This window comes from Streptomyces sp. ISL-1 (genome assembly GCF_018614585.1).
Lineage (GTDB): Bacteria > Actinomycetota > Actinomycetes > Streptomycetales > Streptomycetaceae > Streptomyces > Streptomyces maoxianensis.
On record NZ_JAGGOI010000046.1, the window covers coordinates 1 to 17,860 of the forward strand.

Annotated in this window: 6 protein-coding genes and 1 pseudogene; 2 read left to right on the plus strand and 5 right to left on the minus strand. The window is 63.9% G+C overall.

From position 1 onward, the window contains the following. Positions 1 to 444: 444 nt before the first annotated feature. On the plus strand, positions 445 to 1,644 hold the full coding sequence (locus tag J7E87_RS36610) for a DNA (cytosine-5-)-methyltransferase (RefSeq protein WP_215097635.1): 1,200 nt from the start codon (positions 445 to 447) through the stop codon (positions 1,642 to 1,644). A gap of 57 nt (positions 1,645 to 1,701) precedes the next feature. Continuing rightward, complete coding sequence (locus tag J7E87_RS36280; protein ID WP_215097636.1) at positions 1,702 to 3,780, plus strand: ATP/GTP-binding protein; 2,079 nt, start codon at positions 1,702 to 1,704, stop codon at positions 3,778 to 3,780. A 1,247-nt stretch (positions 3,781 to 5,027) separates the two neighbouring features. Here J7E87_RS36280 and drmB read toward each other — a convergent pair. The 5 genes and pseudogenes from drmB to J7E87_RS29420 all read right to left on the minus strand — a co-directional run. Further along, positions 5,028 to 6,830 carry a DUF1998 domain-containing protein gene (drmB, locus tag J7E87_RS29400; RefSeq protein ID WP_215097637.1) on the minus strand — a complete coding sequence of 601 codons (1,803 nt, stop codon included), beginning with the start codon at positions 6,828 to 6,830 and terminating at the stop codon, positions 5,028 to 5,030. Beyond that, entirely contained in the window at positions 6,811 to 9,981 is a 3,171-nt protein-coding gene (locus J7E87_RS36285) for a helicase-related protein (protein ID WP_215097638.1), read from the minus strand. The genes drmB and J7E87_RS36285 overlap by 20 nt, the downstream gene beginning before the upstream one ends. Further along, a complete protein-coding gene (locus J7E87_RS29410) occupies positions 9,978 to 11,495 on the minus strand; it encodes a nuclease-related domain-containing DEAD/DEAH box helicase (protein ID WP_215097639.1) in 1,518 nt (505 codons plus the stop codon). Before J7E87_RS29410 ends, J7E87_RS36285 begins: the two co-directional genes overlap by 4 nt. After that, on the minus strand, positions 11,492 to 16,204 hold the full coding sequence (locus tag J7E87_RS29415) for a DEAD/DEAH box helicase (protein WP_215097640.1): 4,713 nt from the start codon (positions 16,202 to 16,204) through the stop codon (positions 11,492 to 11,494). The genes J7E87_RS29410 and J7E87_RS29415 overlap by 4 nt, the downstream gene beginning before the upstream one ends. A 1,476-nt stretch (positions 16,205 to 17,680) precedes the next feature. Beyond that, positions 17,681 to 17,860 (minus strand): annotated as a pseudogene (locus J7E87_RS29420) (IS701 family transposase); the annotation flags it as partial.

Here is a 17,860-nt window from a genome sequence, read left to right on the forward strand (position 1 = left end):
AACTTCCCGGTCTTGGGCTTTACCCACACTCCCCGATTCGGGTCCCGCGTCGAGCAAGACCAGGGGGCCACTCGGACACATTGCGGGCAGGGGTCAAGCCTGCCCGAGTAGCCGGCAAGCGTACGGCCCCCTGATCATGCCCGACCCCAAACCGGGCAGGACACCGGCCAAAGCCGTTCCACCGACCTTCTGTAGCCGCGCCGACCGGCAGCTGGAGGTGATTGTGCTCTAAGCATGCCTTGGGGCGAGGACGCTCTGTGGTCTTCCGGCTCGCAGAAGGTTCCTACCGGGCTGTGTGGGCGCCGTAACCAGCCGACGAGGCCCAGCCGTCACCCCACCGGGCGGCCAACCGGAGCCGTTGGACGCCACGGACCACATACCGGCACGCGGCTCGGAAGGAGGCTGCCCCACTCATTGTCAGCGCGGCGTGGGATGATTCACCTCATGCCTGCAACCCCTACTCCTCCTCGTGCCCTCACTGTCGCCGGTCTGTTCGCAGGCATTGGAGGGGTCGAGCTTGGCCTTCAGGCGGCAGGCATGAGCACACAGCTGCTGTGCGAGTGGTGGGAGCCGGCCCAGGGTGTCCTTCAGCATCACTTTCCCGACGTTGAACTACACGACGACATCCAGACGCTCACGGCACTACCTGCGGTGGACGTCGTGACAGCAGGGTTCCCTTGCACGGACCTGTCCCAGGCTGGCCGCACAGCCGGCATCCACGGCGTAGCTTCGGGAATGGTCAAGCACCTCTTTGAGCTCCTTGAGGACGCTTCACCTCGCTGGGTCCTGATTGAGAATGTCCGCAACATGCTCGTCCTCGATGGTGGCACGGCTATGGAGTACCTGGTCTCCCAATTCGAGCGATTGGGATACACCTGGGCGTATCGCCTAGTGGATTCGCGATTCACCGGTGTGCCACAGCGACGCCAACGGGTGATACTCGTGGCTTCCCGCTGCGACGATCCCCGGAACGTCCTGTTTGCAGATGACGCTGGCGACCTTCCTGAGGCCCTGTACCGAGAGGACGCGTACGGCTTCTATTGGACCGAGGGCAACACGGGACTCGGGTGGGCTCAGGACGCAGTTCCGACACTGAAGGGGGGCTCCGGACTTGGGATCCCGTCGTCCCCAGCCCTTTGGGTGTGCGACGCGGAACGAGGCAGGGCAATCGTGACGCCCACCATTGAGGATGCTGAGGCACTGCAGGGGTTTCCCCGCGGATGGACCGAGCCTGCACAGAGTCGCGGACGGGCCAGTCTGCGCTGGAAGCTCGTTGGCAATGCCGTGACCGTAGGGGTTGCAGAGTGGGTTGGACGCCGACTTGCTGACCCCGGGAGCGCTGTCGCTGCACCTTCTTCCGAGTTGCCACAGGGCACACGTTGGCCAACTGCCGCATGGGGTAGGCCCGGTGAGCGCTGGGCCGTCGGCCTCAGCCTTTGGCCCGAGAGAAATCCTTATCAGCATGTGCTCGACGTCGTGAACCCTGACACTGCAGTGCCACTAAGCCTCAGAGCAACGACGGGCTTCCATAATCGGCTCATGAAGAGCCGACTCCGCTACCAGGAGCCGTTCGCGAGGGCACTTAAAGCCCATATCGAGCATATGGCGCAAACATCAACGCTGGCCGCCGCCACTGCTCGCTAGCGGCAGGAAGTCAGCGAAGCACTGTCAGTACCTGATCTTGGCCGCTAGTCTGACGCCGTGACAGCCGAGGACCGCCTGCAGCAGCTCAGCCACATCCTTGAGCCGGCGAAGCACTCCACCCCCAGCGTGAGCAAGTACCGGGGGCTGGAGAAGTTTCTCGCGGAGCTCACAGGGCTTGATGCCGAGAGCGTCTACCCGACATTCGCCAGCAAGGCTGGCAACATCAGTGTCCGGAGTGGCCAGTCAAAGCGCGCCATGAACGCAGCCCTCATGGTCTTTGTCGTGAAGCGCACTGATCAGCACGACGCCATGCAGAGAGCGGCACGCGAGTTCGCTACGCAACAGCGCAAACCCGTTCTTCTCATCCAGCGCGACGACATTGCTCCCTCCTGGGCCCCGAGTTACGGCATCGTGCCCGCTGGCGATCGAGCGGCGCTCAGCCTGATCAACAGCCTCCGTGAATCGCTCGGTCCCTTCGAGGTAGTTCGAATCCCTCGACCGCGTACAGGATCAGACGATCAGTACGAGAGGGCACGCCACAACTACCCGCCGTTCAGTGCACTCGCCAGTCGCCAGTTCCCCGCGCGCCTTGGCCCAGAAGAACTAATCCTGGTTCCAGACTCATGGGACGACTACGGATTCCTGACACTATTTGATCTTTATTATCGAGATGAAACCCAAAGTCTGCACGAGATCGGGCAGGTGAAGATCGGCTCCCAGGGACTTGAGCACGGACGACCACCAGTTCCAGATGCATTTGACTCCTTAGCGTCGGGGTTCTTCTCTCTGGGCCAAGACGACACCTACTACGAAAAGCTGGAAGACCATAATCTTCGAGAGCACGTACTAACCGCCCTCAGAGACATGGCCTTTGATGAACACACTTTCCAAAGCTCAATTAGTTCGGAAGTTGCAACTAAATCTTTGTTCCGTACCGTCCCCCAGTCCACGACGGAGGTTCAGTTTCGCCGAATGGCACACGGCGGTGCCAGATTGACCAACTATCGATTCCGTTACGCCAAGCCAGCCGACGAAGAAATCTCCGACGAATCCCTCGATTTGTCCTTCGAGGTTCACGCACAAAGTCAACCATCGACCAATATTCATGTCGTGATTGGAAGTAATGGGGTAGGTAAAACCACACTCTTGAAGGGCATGTCTGCCGCCCTTGCTCCACTCGACACCCCCACGGGAGAAGGACAAGGAGTTTTCTTCGATCTCGACGACGAGGCTGGGAGCAAGAGTGCCGAAACTCCCTTCTCCAACGTCATTTTCGTGAGCTTCAGCGCCTTCGACCCGTTCCTGCCAGCGATGGCAAATCTGAGCGAGGAGGACATCGATACCTTGTTCTCCGCAGTCCAGAACCGGGTACCGATTTCCTACATTGGGCTTGGCCGAATCGGCTCCAGTAACACCACCCCAAAAGACATTGGTGAGCTCTCAGACGACTTCCTAAACGGTGTTGAATCTTGCATCCGCAGTGCTGCGCGACGAGCCAGGTGGAAGCGAGCACTGAAGGCCCTTGAAGCAGATCCCATATTCCGGGACCTGGACATCCTGTCAGTAGTGGACTCGGTGTCACCAGTTAAGGCTGATGAGCCCGCCTCGGAAGCAGTAGAGCTAGAGCTCGGCGATCTATTCAACAAGTCAAGCTCCGGTCACAAGATCGTGCTCTTGACGATTACCCGTCTGGTCGAAGCGCTCCGGGAGCGCTCGCTTGTTCTCTTTGATGAACCCGAGTCGCATCTACATCCGCCCCTGCTCTCCGCTTTCATGCGCGCTCTTTCGGAACTGCTAGCAGACCGCAACGGAACTGCCATTCTTGCAACCCATTCTCCAGTCGTTCTACAAGAAGTTCCTCGTGACTGCGTGTGGAAGCTCCGACGCAGCGGATCGCAATCGACAGCAGACCGACCTCAGATCGAAACGTTTGGGGAGAACGTAGGCGTGTTGACGCATGAAGTTTTCGGGCTTGAGGTTACCCAGTCCGGATATCACGCCGAGCTTCGGAGGGTCGCAGCAGAAGTCGATTCGTTCGACGAAGCAATGGCGCGATTCGGCGGAAAGCTGGGCAGCGAGGCTCAAGGAATTATCCGAATCCTACTGGCAATTAAGCCCTCGGAGGGTACGCGATAATGTGGCCGGTGCCTCGCCCTGCGGTTTCCCCGGAGAATGCTTACTCGTCGTGCTTGCAAAAGGTAAAGGATGTAACCCTTAAAGAGAACTACATCGAGGCCACGGATTCGATCGTGCAAGCCGCAGAGAGATTCGAACAGTCCGCGACCGAAGGATCGTTGCACCTTTTAGAGCCTAAAGACTTCCAGCCCGAGAAAGGAGGCCTAGGGAAGCACCTTTCGATCACATCTCAAGACCTCACCAAGGGTCTGTACGACCACCGAATGGCAAAAGTCGGATCGCCAGGGCGCGTCGTATATGATCAAATAAAGCTGGCTGCACCGCATGGCATCTGCCCGTTGTGTGGCATCCGCCAGGTATCCACTTTGGATCACTACCTCCCACGCGCAAGTTTTGCAGCTCTCTCGGTGGCACCGTTGAATCTCGTGCCCGCATGCTACGAGTGCAACCGGTTTAAACTCGACGGCCGGCCAAGCAGTGAGCTTGAGAGCACGTTCCACCCCTACTTCGAAGATACAACGTCCACGCGTTGGCTTCAGTGTCAAGTAATTGAAGGCTCTCCACCGATCGTCCGATTCTTCGTCGAAGCCACGACGACTGAGCCAGTCCCCTTTCAAGAACGAATTCGCCACCACTTCACAATGTTCCGCCTCGGCGAATTGTACGCTCACCACGCCACAACAGAAATATCCAGTATTCGCTCACTCCTTCGCTGGACACTAGCCGCCGGAGGGAGTCCCACCGTCCAAAACTATCTTGCGGATCAAGCACGAAGTGCGCAGGCGCATGATGTAAATAGCTGGAAGGGAGCGATGTATGAAGCGCTCGCTGCCAGCGATTGGTACTGCGCTGGCGGGTTCAGCGGTACGGCTGGGGGCAGCAGCACGTACCCAATGAACTAACCCACTCGTATCCCACAAGACGAGGGCGGTGCAGCCCAGGCGGGCCAGTGCGCGCACTCCTCCGCGCGGCCTATTCGTGGACTGGCTCGGTGCCGTGTGAGATCTCTGGCCACCTCACCAGCAGAGACGCTGTAGGTACACGGGGCCTCCGGAACTGTTGCAGCAGCGCAGCGCAGTAGACCACCCGCCGACCGCCGACAGCCATAGGGTCTTCCGCAGGCAGCCTGATCAGCACCTCGGAGTCTGGGAGGCAGCGACGGCTCCAGACCCCGCCCGGCAGCGGCCGAGGATGGCCGCTCTGCGGCCCCAAGCACGTGTTACGGGGCCGCAGAGTGCTGAAGGTCGTCACCTGGGCCGTCGGACGTCCGTCAGAACGTCGTCCAGCAGTCCCCTTACGTCGCTTCCACCTAGGACCAGCTGTCGATCCAGCAGTCGGTTTCCGGTCTCGCAGGAGGTCTCACTCACCAAGGAGCAACCATGGCAGGCCGAGAGGTTCAGCTGTGAGGCTCCCTGCCGGTCACTCTCGATGCAGACCGGATCGTTGGAACAGAAGTCCGCGTCGTCCAGGGCTGCCACTAGGAGCGGGATCAACTTCTTGGGATCCCCGAGCCTCACAAGGCCGCCGAGGGTCCCTTGAGCGTCCCCTGCTGCGGTGTAGATCAGGATGCCGGCGGTCTTGTCCGTACGGTCGGAGTTCGCGTAGATCCTTTCCTGCAGCGCGGCAGACGCGTAGCCGCTGGCGAACGCCAGCCGCCGGATGAGCAGGTGCGCCAGGGTGTGCAGGGCGATGTACCTGGGTTCCGGCACGTCGAGGCGGCTGGCCCAGGGAGAGTCGGCCCTTCTCGTCTTGAGGATGCCGGCGCGTGCCTGCACCTCCGGCTGTGCCTCCCATGCGGCAAGCTTCTCCTCGTCGAAACGCAGGAAGATCCCTTCCCCGAACAGTTCGATCGCCGGATAGGTGGGCCGATACGACTGGTCCGACCCCAGATCGGCGTTGATCAGCGCCGCTTCGGCATCGTGGCGTCGGAACCCCCGCAGGGCACGGACCTCCCGTACCCGGCGTACCTGTCCGATACCGCTGATCCTGCCGAGGAGGCTCTGCGGTCCCACGAGCCTTTCGAGGCTTCGCCCGTCGACGACGAAGTCGCTTCCCGTGCGGTCGCGCCCTTCGTCGAGTTTCTTCAGAAAGGCCGACCACTCACCGTCCTTCAGGTCGAGCAGCAGCTCGCCCGCGGGGCTTTCCTCCCCTGTCGCGACGCCGAGAACGGTTTCCGCCGTCACTCCGAGATCGTCGGCGATCAACTGCGCCAACACCTCCGATTGGGGTCCGCCGTTGTCGGTCACGACTTTCCCGAAGAGCATGTGCCCACGGATCTTGTCGGCCGCCTCTGCGGACTGCGGACGTTCCTCCGGTATGTCGAGAGCCGAGATCCTCTCGGCAATGTAGTTGCCCGTGGCACCGCGCTGCACGGCGACCAACTCGTACGGGCAGGGCTTCTTGACGGAACTTTCCGGCTCCCAGGGCTGCCGTCCGGCGCAGCGGATCCCGTTCTGGTGCAGGGCCCCCTTCGTCACGAATTCCGCGAGCTTGCGCTCGTTCCCGCATCCGTAGCACTTCACCACCAGTGCCGCGAGGCCTTCGCCGCGGGTGGCCAGCTTGTGGAACCTGAGCGCCTTGTAGTCACGGCAGAAGCGGACCGCTTCGTTCAGACTCGCCGCACGCCCACGATGCGCCCACTGGAACCAGTTGACGTCCTGGACATGGCTGCCCTTGTCGCAGACTGCGACATATCGCATCGGTACGAGCGCGCCGCCGCAATCGCAGGTGTTGCTCCACTTGCCCTTTTTCTTTCCGGTCAGCTTCGAGAGCTTGTCGCAGCGCTCGCAGAACCGCCAAGCGGGAAAGCGCCAATACGGCAGCGCGGGGGTGTCCTTGGCGGCACGGCCCGCATGCGCCGGCGGTTGTCTCAGGACGCCGGCACCGAGGCGGGCCATCAGACGCTCACAGCTGATCTCATGAGCGAACTTCTTGTCCCACCAGGACGTATCCGGCGCCATGAGCGACTCGCCTCGTACGTCGACGATCGCTCCCACACCGAAGGGTGAGATCGTCTCGGAGAGGCGCAAGTCATGCCTGATCTTCTCCATGGTGCACCTCCTCCTGCGGTTCCTGGACCTCGACCACCACGTTGGGCTCCACGGACCTCATCGAGTCTCCGACAAGCCACCCCTCGCCAGACTGACCGAACTTCTTCAACAAAGCTGCCTGGTCTTTCGCCGTCCGCTGGTAGTACAGAGGCTCGTCCGACTCGCGTGCTCGCGCTGCCCGTCGGTCCCAGTCCTTCAGGAGGCTCCATGCCGCGGAGCGTGTTTCCGGGGCTTCGAGACCGTCGGCGCGCGTCACGTAGCCGAGGAACCGATCCACCAGTCGATCGACTGCTTCGCGGATCCTGTCGTCCCCGAGGTCGAACCGACCCGCCGCGTCGTTCGGGGCGAGTGCGGTGAACGACTGCCGCAGCAGGGCTACGAGCGCGCCAGCGAGCGATCGCTCGCGCGAGGCCAACGACCACGGCGTGACGCTCGTGGGCTCCACGCTCCGGTAGAGGGCCTCGTGGTAGCCGCGGAAGGTCTCGAAGTGCGACCGATCACGGGCCCTGCCCGACCGGAACAGCGTGACGACAACGCCCTTCGTGTCTCCACGTCCGACACGGCTCGTGGCCTGGATGTACTCGGCCGTGGTCTTCGGCTGCCCCACCATGAGCATCAGCGCGAGCCGCGGAATGTCGATGCCCACGGAGAGCATGTTCGACGAGAGGACCACGTCGACAGCTTCCGGCGACTCGTCGGCCCTGACCCGGAGCGCGCGGAGATCGTTCGGCAGCTCCTCGGCTCCGCGACGGCTCGTCAGTTCCAGGACCTTTCCCGCCCTGACGGGCCGCAGCGGGAAGCCGAGCCTCTCGGCTCGGGGCTCCAGACGGCCGTTGACGTCATCGACGACCAGCGTCCCGGTACGCCCGAGCTCACGAAGACTGTTGTGGTACATGACCAGCGTCCAGTACGCGTCCCGTGATGTGGCGGACGGGGCGCGGGCGGCGAGCGCCTCCGGCATCTCCACCATGGGGGTGACGGCGGCGATGACGGCCGACGGCTGCGAGACCGACTGCGGCATCAGGCCGACGTAGAGACGTCCTTCCTCGCTCTCCACCGGGCGGGAGAAGAAGGTCCGGTCGTCGTCGAGTCCCGATGGCGGGTACAGGGCGACCTCACGCCCGTACAGTCCCTGCACCTGTTCCTCGGACGAGCGGATGGTGGCCGTCGAAGCCACGATCTTGGGACTGGAGCCCGACCGGCTCAGCAGGAGCTGGATCACCGCGTCGAAGACGGCGACGGTGGTCCCGAGCGGCCCCGACAGCAGGTGCAGCTCGTCCTGGATAATCATGGACGGTTGCTTGAAGGCGGTCCCGAGACCGAGCAGCCTGCCCGCTTCCGACCTGAACTGCAGACGCGCGAACTTGTCGACGGTGGCCAGGAGGATCGTGGGCGGTTCCTCGTACAGCACCTCGTCGACGACCGCGAGCGGAAGCTCGTCGGCGAACCCGCACGACTCGTCGACACAGTGGAGCACGACGTCCGCGCCCACCAAGCGCATGCCGTAATCCCTTGGCTTGTCGCTCCTGAGCTTCGGCACCATCGGCGTCAGACACCATGGGCAGCTCTCGACCTGGAACTCGTTCGCCTCTTCCGGGCGCGCGGCCTTCTGAAGCCGCTTGAGTGCTTCACGTGCCTCTGCACGCGTGCCGGGGGTGACTTCGTTGCCCACCCACAGACCGATCGAGAACGGCGCCATGCCCATCGCCCGGTCGTCCGTGGCCCGCAGCATCTCCATCGCACAGACCAACGCCGCGGCCCGTTGGAACTGCTGAGAGGTAAGGAGCCGCAGTGTGTAGCGGGTGATGACGGCGGTTCCCCCACCGGCCGTACCGTGGGCGAGCCGTCGGCGGAAGCCCTCGATCGCGGCGAGACCCAGGTATGCCTCGGTCTTGCCGCCACCGGTCGGGAACCAGACGAGGTCGACTAGGTCCCGGTCCTTGTGCCTTTCGTCGACGGTGGAGGCCAGCGACACGAGCAGGAAGCCGAGTTGGAAGGGGCGCCACCGCGGCTCCGGCGCCTGCTCCCCACGGTTGATCGACGCCTGCCGCATCTGAAGACGCATGGCGGCCATGCCGAGCGCGAAAGCCGTTCGAAGGTCCTGTCGTCCCGGCGCCCGGAGGAGGTCTATGCCTTCCCTCATCCTGCCGACGGCGTCCTGCGAACGCCTGGCGATTCGGACAGCCACGGTCCTGTCGTCGCCGAACGCCTCCGCCCGTTCCATCTGTCGGGAGGCCCAGCCGGCGAACGCCTCGACGAAGGCGTCCAACGATCGAACGACCGCTTCACGATCCTTGTCGATCTGCTGGAGGTGCCCCAGCTCCAACGCCTTGGCCTCGGCCGTCCCCTCGTCGAACCCCGTGGTCTCGACGGCGGGCACCACGAAGGCCGGTACGGGATCGAGGAAGACCTTGGCACAACGGCCCCCCGCGAACTCCCAGTCCGCGGCCATTCCGTGCCCAACCGCGTAGACCTTTCGGTTGCGGTACCGCAGGCGCAGCTCGGCGGCTTCCGGGTCGGTGTCGATCGAGCGCGTCGTGTCGTACTCCAGGATCTCCGCCCCGGCGAAGGGAGAGGCGGCCAGGTGGACCTGGAACAGCGTCCGAGGGATGTCGAGTCGGTCGTCACCCGTGGATTCGGTCAGGACCCGTACGTGGACAGTGACCAAGGAGTCGCCCTGGAAGTCGCGCCAACGCGACCCGATCTCGACCGAGACACCGCCCGCGGAAAGGCGCTCGGGCCCCTTCCCCCGCCGAAGATCGAGGCCGTCGACGGAGAACGGGGTACGCCGCCACCTGGGCGGCCCGTCTCCCTCGACCGCGGCGTACGTACCGCACGAGAAGTCGACGTCGACGGAGTCGCCGTCGGTGACGAAGGAGAGCGCGACGGACGAGGGCTTCCAGTCCTCGGCCAGGGGGACCCCGGCCCCCTTCTCCTCGACATCACCGTCGGGGACATCGGCTGAGACCCCTTCGTCCGTGTCTCCGTCGCCGTGAGACCCTCGTGCCTCGGCCTCGACCGGGAACAGCATGCCGACGGCGTACTGCCGGTGAGGCAGGTTCGCCGTGACCTCCTCGACTCCCGCCTCGGGCCCCGCGTAGGAGGCTCGGAGATGGTGGAAGGCCTCCTTCTGGGCCGCTGTGAGGTTCACTTGCCAACCTGCTTTCGAAGAAGATCCTGGAGCCGCTTCTTGTCGTCCTTCGACGCGACCACGTGGAGCGTGACCCGCGCCCTTGTGACAGCCACGTAGAACGCGGCGAGCCCCCGGTCGTCGTATTCCCGGGGCAGGTCGCAGACAATGACGTGCTCTGCTTCCAGCCCCTTGGCGAAGCGGGGGTTCGTCACTAGGAGTCCGGCCTCGCTCCTGCGCGGCTCGGCGTCCTCGGAGACACTGATGATCCAGATGTCTTGACGGCGGGCCCCGTTCGCGACCAGGTCGCGAGCCACGGTCTCGGCCGCGGAGACGCCGGCCGTCCCGTCTGACCACCGCCATTCCACTCGGTCGCCGTGGACGATGCCCGGGTCCCCTACATCGGCGCCGAGGTACTCCTGCACGACGTGGACGATCGCACGGGTGTTGCGGACGTTCCGGTCCAGGTCGTACTGGAGTGCCTCCTGCTGGACCAACTCGCAGACATCCGGGTCGAACTCGCCGTCTACGCGTGCCTGATTGTTGAGATCGAGGAACATCCTCCACCGGCCGCCTTCGCGACCTCCGCGAATCACGGCGTCCAGTGCGTCCATGCCCTCGGCGTTCATGAGGTCCTGTGCCTCGTCGACGAAGACGACGTCGTACTGCTTGTCACCGGACAGGTCCGCGAACGGAAGGAGATCGATGTCTCTGCCCTCAATCCGCGGGCCGAAGAAGTCGACCAGGGCGGGCGAGTGAAAGGTGATGAGGACCGACTTCCCTTCGCCCGCCTCCTGCTTCGCGCCTTCCGCCAGCACCAAGGACTTCCCGGTGCCCGCGCCGCCGAAGACGAGCATCCTCGGGTTCCGGGAGAGCGCGGCCAAGACCCGGGCCTGGCCGTCGGTCGCTCGATTCTGCTCCTCCAGCACGGCGCCCCGCTGTGCATCGATGACGGGCATCCTCGTGAACTCACCGAAGAGACGTGCCCGGAGAGTCTCGGACCGGGCGACTCTGACTCCGAAGGGGGCGGACCTCGCCTCGCCGGCAACCTTTTCGAAGGCTTCCGTCAGCGCAGCGATGCTCATCTGCTCCTTGGCCCACCAGTGGCTTCCCTTCCATTCCACGGCAGCCGGAGGCGCGTCTATGTCGGGGGTGAGGGCAACGGCCTCGGTCGCGAACCAACCGACGCCTTCCTCCTGGAGGATGTCGCGCAACGCGTACATCGCCGACTGCGCCTGGTCCATCGGAGACTCGCGCAACTTCTTCCAGTCACCGTGGCGGTCGATGGAGTACCAGACGCCGTCGTACTTCCTGACGCCCCCGCCCTTCACCTCGACGATGACGACGACGCCGTTCCAGAGCACGACGAAGTCCGCTTCCCCCTGCTGCTTGACCGCGTGGCTCCGCAGCTTCACGGAGTGGAAGGCGACTGCGTCGTGGGGGCCGTCGATCGCCCGCAGCAGTCGGGCCACCCGCCGTTCGGCGTTGCTGGTAGTCGTCGTCTCGACGTCGGCGAGGTCCGGTACTAGGATCATGCTCCCTGCTTTCGCCAGAGATCTTCGTAGGCGCGGTATCCGAGGAAGTCGTTGACTGCACCGAAGTTGTCGGCGACGTCCACGATGAGGCACTCCGGCTTGCCGCCGTTCGCGGGGCCGCGCAGACCGCGGCCGGCCATCTGGATGTACGCGCTGGGGCTGAACGTCGGCCTCGCGATGTACAGGGCCCGGACACCCGGTGCGTCGAAGCCCTGAATCAACAGGTCGCAGTTGGCGAGGACCCGGATCTCTCCATTCTTGAACTTCTCGATGACGTCACGCCGTGCCTGTCGTCCGGTCTGACCGCTGACCGCCTCGGCCGCGACCTGCCGGTAACGAAGCGTCGCGGCAAGGACCTGGGCGGACAGGACGTTCGGCGTGAACACGAGGATCGGCCATTTCGGGTCCCGGCTCAGAATGTCCTCCACGAGGATCCTCATGCGGGCCTGGTCCCGACCGATGCGGTCGAGAACCTTGGGCTCGAGCTTGCGCCACGACTGCACCTGCTCGAGTTCATCCGGCTTCAGCGCGACGTCCACACCCTCCAACACCTCGTGTCGGACCCGCGCGAGGACTCCCCTTTTCGACAGTTCCTCGTAGGCGTTCCCTTCGAAGGCCCTCATGATGTGGTGGCCGAAGCGGGCCGCCAGCTCCTCCGTCGGTTTGGTGACGACGTCACTCTTCCCTTTGAAGGGGGTCGCCGAGATGCCCACCAGAGGCCGTTCCCAGCTACGACCGTCGACTCCGAGCCACCTGAGGATCTTCGTGTACATCTTCGACCCACCGGCCCGGTGCGCCTCGTCGATGAACACCGCGGAGGCCCGGCTCAGCCACTCGTACTCAGGAGTGTCGGCCACCCGGTCGAGCTTGGCGTCAGTGGCCACGACCACACTGAAATCGGTGTCGGGCTCGTGGACAACATTGGTGTTCCAGAGCCGACCGATCGTCAACGGACGCTCGTCTCCGAGCCAACGCCAGACGGTGCTGAACGTCTGCACCGCCTGCTCGCAGAGCTCCTCCGACTGCGCGATCCAGAGCACGGTTCCGCTCATGTCACCATCGACGAACAGCCGCAGCACGGTTTCGGTGGCCACCCGGGTCTTCCCGGCTCCTGTAGGAAGCTCCACCATCCCCTTGCGTGCGCGACCGTCGGCTCCCCGGGACGTCAGGACCTCCTGCAGTTCCTCGCTGATCCTCCCCTGGAAGTCGTGCAGGGGCTTGAGCTTCACAGCACCTGGCACGACGAACTCATCGTCCTGGTGCCGGCCGCGACGCCCGGCGTACTTGGCGCCGAACCCCATCTTCCGGAGCCAGGCGACGGTCGACGCTCCACCCGCCCATGTCGTGGGAACGTCCGTGTACCCCTCGGCGCTGAACTCCTCCGTGAGGAGCTTGACCGAGTCGCTGCCGTAGACGGTCAGGAAGAGTTCCGCGACGGACGTGGAGTCGTCCACCAGGCCCTGGCCCTCGAGTGCCTGCCAGAGTCCCTTCGGCAGGGTCTCCTTCAGCGTGTCGTCACCGATGAAGATCGCCAGCCGCTCTGCGTCACTGGACGCGGCCCGGGCGTCCTGCCGTTGCGTCTCCAGATGTTGGTGGATGCGTGCCTGAAGGATCTCGCTCAGCTCGGCGTTCGACAGGCGCAGGTCGAACGCCCCGTTGACGATCTGCAGGACACGACGTTCGTCAAGTTCTGCTTGGACTAGGAGGGTCAGTCCCTGGAGGTGCCATTCGAGCGACTGGTCCTCGACACCGTCCTCGGTGGTCACACGCTTGGTGATTTGGACGGCCTTCGCCACGGTCGCGTTCGTGACCTTGTCCTCGACGAACGTCGAACGCAGTCCGGTGTACAGGTCGATGACGCGCTCCTCGACCTGCCGGCCGTCGACCAGCAGCGAGAAGGAGAAGCTATCCTCGAACCGTCGGCATCCGACCACGTCGACGAACTGCTCCGCTTCGTTCTCATCCACCTTGAGGTACGGCTTCTGCCTGAGAGCGAGGAACTCGCGTTCCTCCTCCGTCGTCGCCAAGTACACCGCGTCGGGCCGCCTCCTCTCGATGGCGCGACCCACCCGGGCGGGAATGACCACCGGATGCCCCTCCGGGAATGCGAACCGACTCGCGGTGAGGACGAACCCCGTCAGCGCCGCGTTGCTGATCGGCGAGGTGACCTCCGCCTCGAGCGCTTCACGCAGGACCTCTGCTGGGACCTCGCCCAAGTCCTTGGGCAGCACCAAGGCGTCCTCGACCTGGCGCGGTCCTCGGAAGAGAGGCAGCAGGGCCTCGTACTCGACGAGCGACGCGGAGACGACGCGACCGGGAGCCCGGTGGCCGCGAGTCGACTTCAGCAGGCCGGCCCGACCCGCCGCCCATCGAACAGGGGACAGGACCCGGTGGCTGAGCCCCGTGTCGATGTCCGTGCAGAGCCAGTGGCCTGCCTGGTCGAGCCTGACCAGTCCTTCCGTCCACCGCTCGCGTATGAGTTCGGACGCGCCCGCATCCTGCAACATCAGGAGTGTCGAGAACGGGCCGGGGCCTTCCCCCCTGTCGAATTCGACCTGCTCGACGGGGCGCTCTCCGGGCCCAAGCCTCCGGTTCACCTCGTCCAGCACGTACTGCCAATAGTCCTCGAAGTGGACCTCGTCCTCGAGCGAGTACGAGCCCACCGGCTCGGTGATGACGCCTGCCGCGTGTGCGAGTTGGGGCACGCACTTCGTCCGGTCCAGAACTCGATCGGGAGTACTTTCGCCGAGGCCGTCGATGTCGAGCACATACGCGGGCAAGGCCCAACCACCGTCAAGCGTCGGAACCCTGAGGGCACCCGCCTTGTTGCCCGCCACGACCTTCTGCGCCTGTGCCATGGGTACATCAGTGGCGGCGTCCCAGAACTTCGGGAGCTCGTCGTCCTGAGACTCCGGTGACAGCCTGGCCATCCTGGCCTCGAACATCGCGAGAGGATCGAGATCCCGGAATCCCCTGTCCACGAGCTTCTTCTCGACGCCGGGAACGGCCAGGAAGTCCGGATCGACGAAGCACGATCCTTCGATATCGACGTCCTCCGCGCGATGGAGGAAGACCCGGTCACGGTCCTTGATGGACAGCATGCCATCGCTCGTCGGTATGACCTTCGCGGGGCCGAAGCCATTTGGATTCCTCAGCACGAAATCGAGCGCCTTCGCCGCAGAGGCCACGTCGGGCCCCTCCGCCCACTCGCGCAGCCAGGACAGGACACCGCGCTTTGGCATCCTCTCCAACGCCTTCAGCTCGTCCTTGGAACGTGAGTCGGCGAAAGCGGAGGAGACGCTGCACACGTATAGCGCCCTTAGACGAGTCACACGCTGACCGTTGGCATAACAACGCCAGTGCGGCACGGCATCGTCAGTGTGGGGCGACCTGATCCACTCCTCGTGGTCATGCTCGGACGCGTCGCCGACACCGAAATCGAGAGGACGCAGCTCCGGCGGCGTGCGCAGCGCACCGGTCGCGTCGGGGATCAGGGCCTTCTTGCAGCCGAGCTGGGGAACATGGGCACAAAGGATCTCGTCGCCGAACGAGTGGGTCTCACGGCCACGCGCCGGCATGTAGTCCAGGTGTGCTGCCGGATCGTCGACGGACGAGACCTTCGGCAGCAGGTCGAGGAACATCCCCGAGAGAGTCACGAGGATCTCTCGATTGTACGTATTGGTGAGCAAGTTGGTGCGGTCGTCGTTGACGCTCCAGGGAGCGTTGAAGAGGGCCGACGCCGATGTCCTGTCCTGGAGCGGGAAGTACGACCAGAACTCGCCCGTTCTCAGTTGAGCGAAGCGCGCCGGCATCGCAACCGTGACCTTCATTCGGTCACGTGACACTGCTTCACCGACCTCGATCCGAGCCTCAGGACTGGGTGCGTGCATTCGGTTGTCGACGTACCACTCGTCGTGGTCACCATCGGGACGCTCGATGCGGAACCTGCCGTCCCCGAGGTCGCGCGACATATGGCTCGTAACGAAGTTCGCGTCGGCTCCGACGACCCGGAGTCGGATCTCACGCACCGAGTTGACGAAGAGGAGGAACTCGGAGCGGAATTCCTCAATTTCCTTCTTGAGGTTCTCCAGTCTCGTCGCGTGCGGCAGTCTGACAATCGTCACCGCCCACTCCGCCAGCTCGGCCAGGATCGAGTCCTTGGCGAACTCGGTCTCTGCGTCGATGCGGGTCAGGGTCCTCAGGACCGGGAGCCTCTTGGGCGCGGGCGCGATCGCCGCGATCGCCGCCTTCGCCTTCGGAGAGTTGAACTCGAAGGCGACCGATCGACTGAAAACCTGCGGGGTATCGGTGACCGCGAGCACCGACTTGAAACCGAGCCCGAACCGACCGATCTCGTCGCCCCGCTTACCACTGAGGTGCGCATGAGCGAGCGTGGTGAGGCCGCTTCGGGAGAACGGACGACCGGCGTTCGCGCAGTACAGTGTCTGGCGGTCGAGGTCGAGGACGATCTCGACCCGCCCTGCTCCCTCCTCGTGCTCAGCAGCCCCCGACATCGCGTCAGCCGCGTTCTGCACCAGTTCCAGAAGCGTCCGGTTCGAGTAGCCACCGACCCGGATGGACTCCTCTTGGTTGGCGTGCTCCGTAATCAGGTTCGAATTCGCACGATACGAGTTGATCGCCCGCTCGAAGAGTTCGTCAACCTCGCGGGCCAAGCCCTCGTCGGGCACCCAATCGACATTCTTCCTCATCACGGCTGTACCGCCCCCACTCCCAATACCACAATTCACCAATGCCAGATCTGCACCTATGCGGTTCCTGGACCTCGATTACCGATGTCCCGACAGACTGCGACATCGCACACCGTCGACCCGCCACGGAAGGTAAGCCCAGCCACCGACAGCCCGTCCTCTCGAGTCCTTGGGTGGCGGTTGGCGTATGGGCACCAGAACGTCCAACCTGCTGCAGGAGGTGGATTCGATGCCCTTACTGCAGGATGTTCCGGCGACAGGCCGGTACCAGCGCCACCGATCGACCTCACGACCCGGCACCGTGCGACCGACCTCGGCGGCGCTCGTCGTCAGAGGCAGATCGACGCCGCCCCGCCCGGGCACGCAAGTGCGCATGGCTCCTCTTGCGTCAGCGCAGGGTCAACGACCGGCCCAGGCAATCCACCTGAACACACACCAGACACACAGCGATCTTCACAAGTCCCCCGCATTCGTGAAGCTCAAGCGTTCAATAAATCTCCGCCACAGGGAACCCCCCGTTACCGATTCGCAATCCGGAGATCACCTATGACATACGGCCAGAGCCGACGCACCGTCAACGGGTGTGCCTCCTAGGCAATACGCACCTACCTGGGGCCGCATCGACCGCGCGCAACTGGATACCTGGGCAGCCACCAGACATCCCTGACTCAATGCGCATGAACCGGCCTTCACGACTCTCCCTGCTCGCGCTTCGTCAAGGCTTCAGCAACACCTGGCCAAGTGGAAGCTCTTCTGCCGAATCGGGCCACGCCGACCGGGGCACATCAGGAGTGGAGTGCGCCTACCGTGCGCCCCTGTACCACCACACCGCGTCCGCGACCGGCTGCGGTGCAGCCAGCAAAGGCCAGCCCAACCCCGCCGTGTCTTAGGCGTCTTTGCCTCGACTTCACGGTCACGACTTCACGCAGCTTACGTATGCCGAGTCAGGAGGGCCGAGGAGACCTCTGTCCTCTGATGAGCGCAACGAGCACACACGCGGGGCTGTGGACCATACGTGGACACGGAACCGTCCACCGCCGGTCCGTACGCCCGTGGCCTGCGGATTTTCCGTATCAGGGAGGGCCCTCCGGAGCCGTGTGCGCAGGTTCGAATCCTGCCGGGGCACCCTGTGTGCCCAAAGACCCCGCCATCAGCGCATGAGCTGAGGACGGGGTCTTGGCGTATGTGCAGCCGTATGACGCTCGAAGCGGCCGTATGACAGAGGCTGCGGCCTATTTGCAGGATGGATCATGGAGCGTTTGCCGAGGTCGGTCCCTGAAAATGACGAGGCCCCCGGACTAGTCCAGGGGCCCTAGTACTGCAACGACACTCCGTGATGTCCTCTGCGTCTGTAGTGGCTGATGCGAGCTCGGGCTTGGCTTCTTCGCCGCCATAAGGACCAGGCGAGTACGTGCTTGATGCCGTGGCGTATGGGAGAGGAGACGCGGTTGAAGAGCCGCCGAGCCTCGTTCATGGTCACAGGTATGAGGGATCGATCGCTATCGGTTTCCGAATCCCCTTTTTTGCCTTCGCTCGCAGGATGGCGAGGAAGGCAAGGGCGGCCATGGAGAGGGTTATGTGTCGGTACCACGCGGTGTAGCCGCGGACCTGGTAGTGATCGAGGCCGGTTTCGTTTTTCGCAGTCTGGAAACATTC

What these genes read in the sequence shown, in the direction of transcription:
- J7E87_RS36610 (WP_215097635.1), top strand. Translation starts at nt 445, where the DNA reads ATGCCTGCAACCCCTACTCCTCCTCGTGCCCTCACTGTCGCCGGTCTG.
- drmB (WP_215097637.1), bottom strand. Translation starts at nt 6,830, where the DNA reads ATGGAGAAGATCAGGCATGACTTGCGCCTCTCCGAGACGATCTCACCC.
- J7E87_RS29415 (WP_215097640.1), bottom strand. Translation starts at nt 16,204, where the DNA reads ATGAGGAAGAATGTCGATTGGGTGCCCGACGAGGGCTTGGCCCGCGAG.
- J7E87_RS29410 (WP_215097639.1), bottom strand. Translation starts at nt 11,495, where the DNA reads ATGATCCTAGTACCGGACCTCGCCGACGTCGAGACGACGACTACCAGC.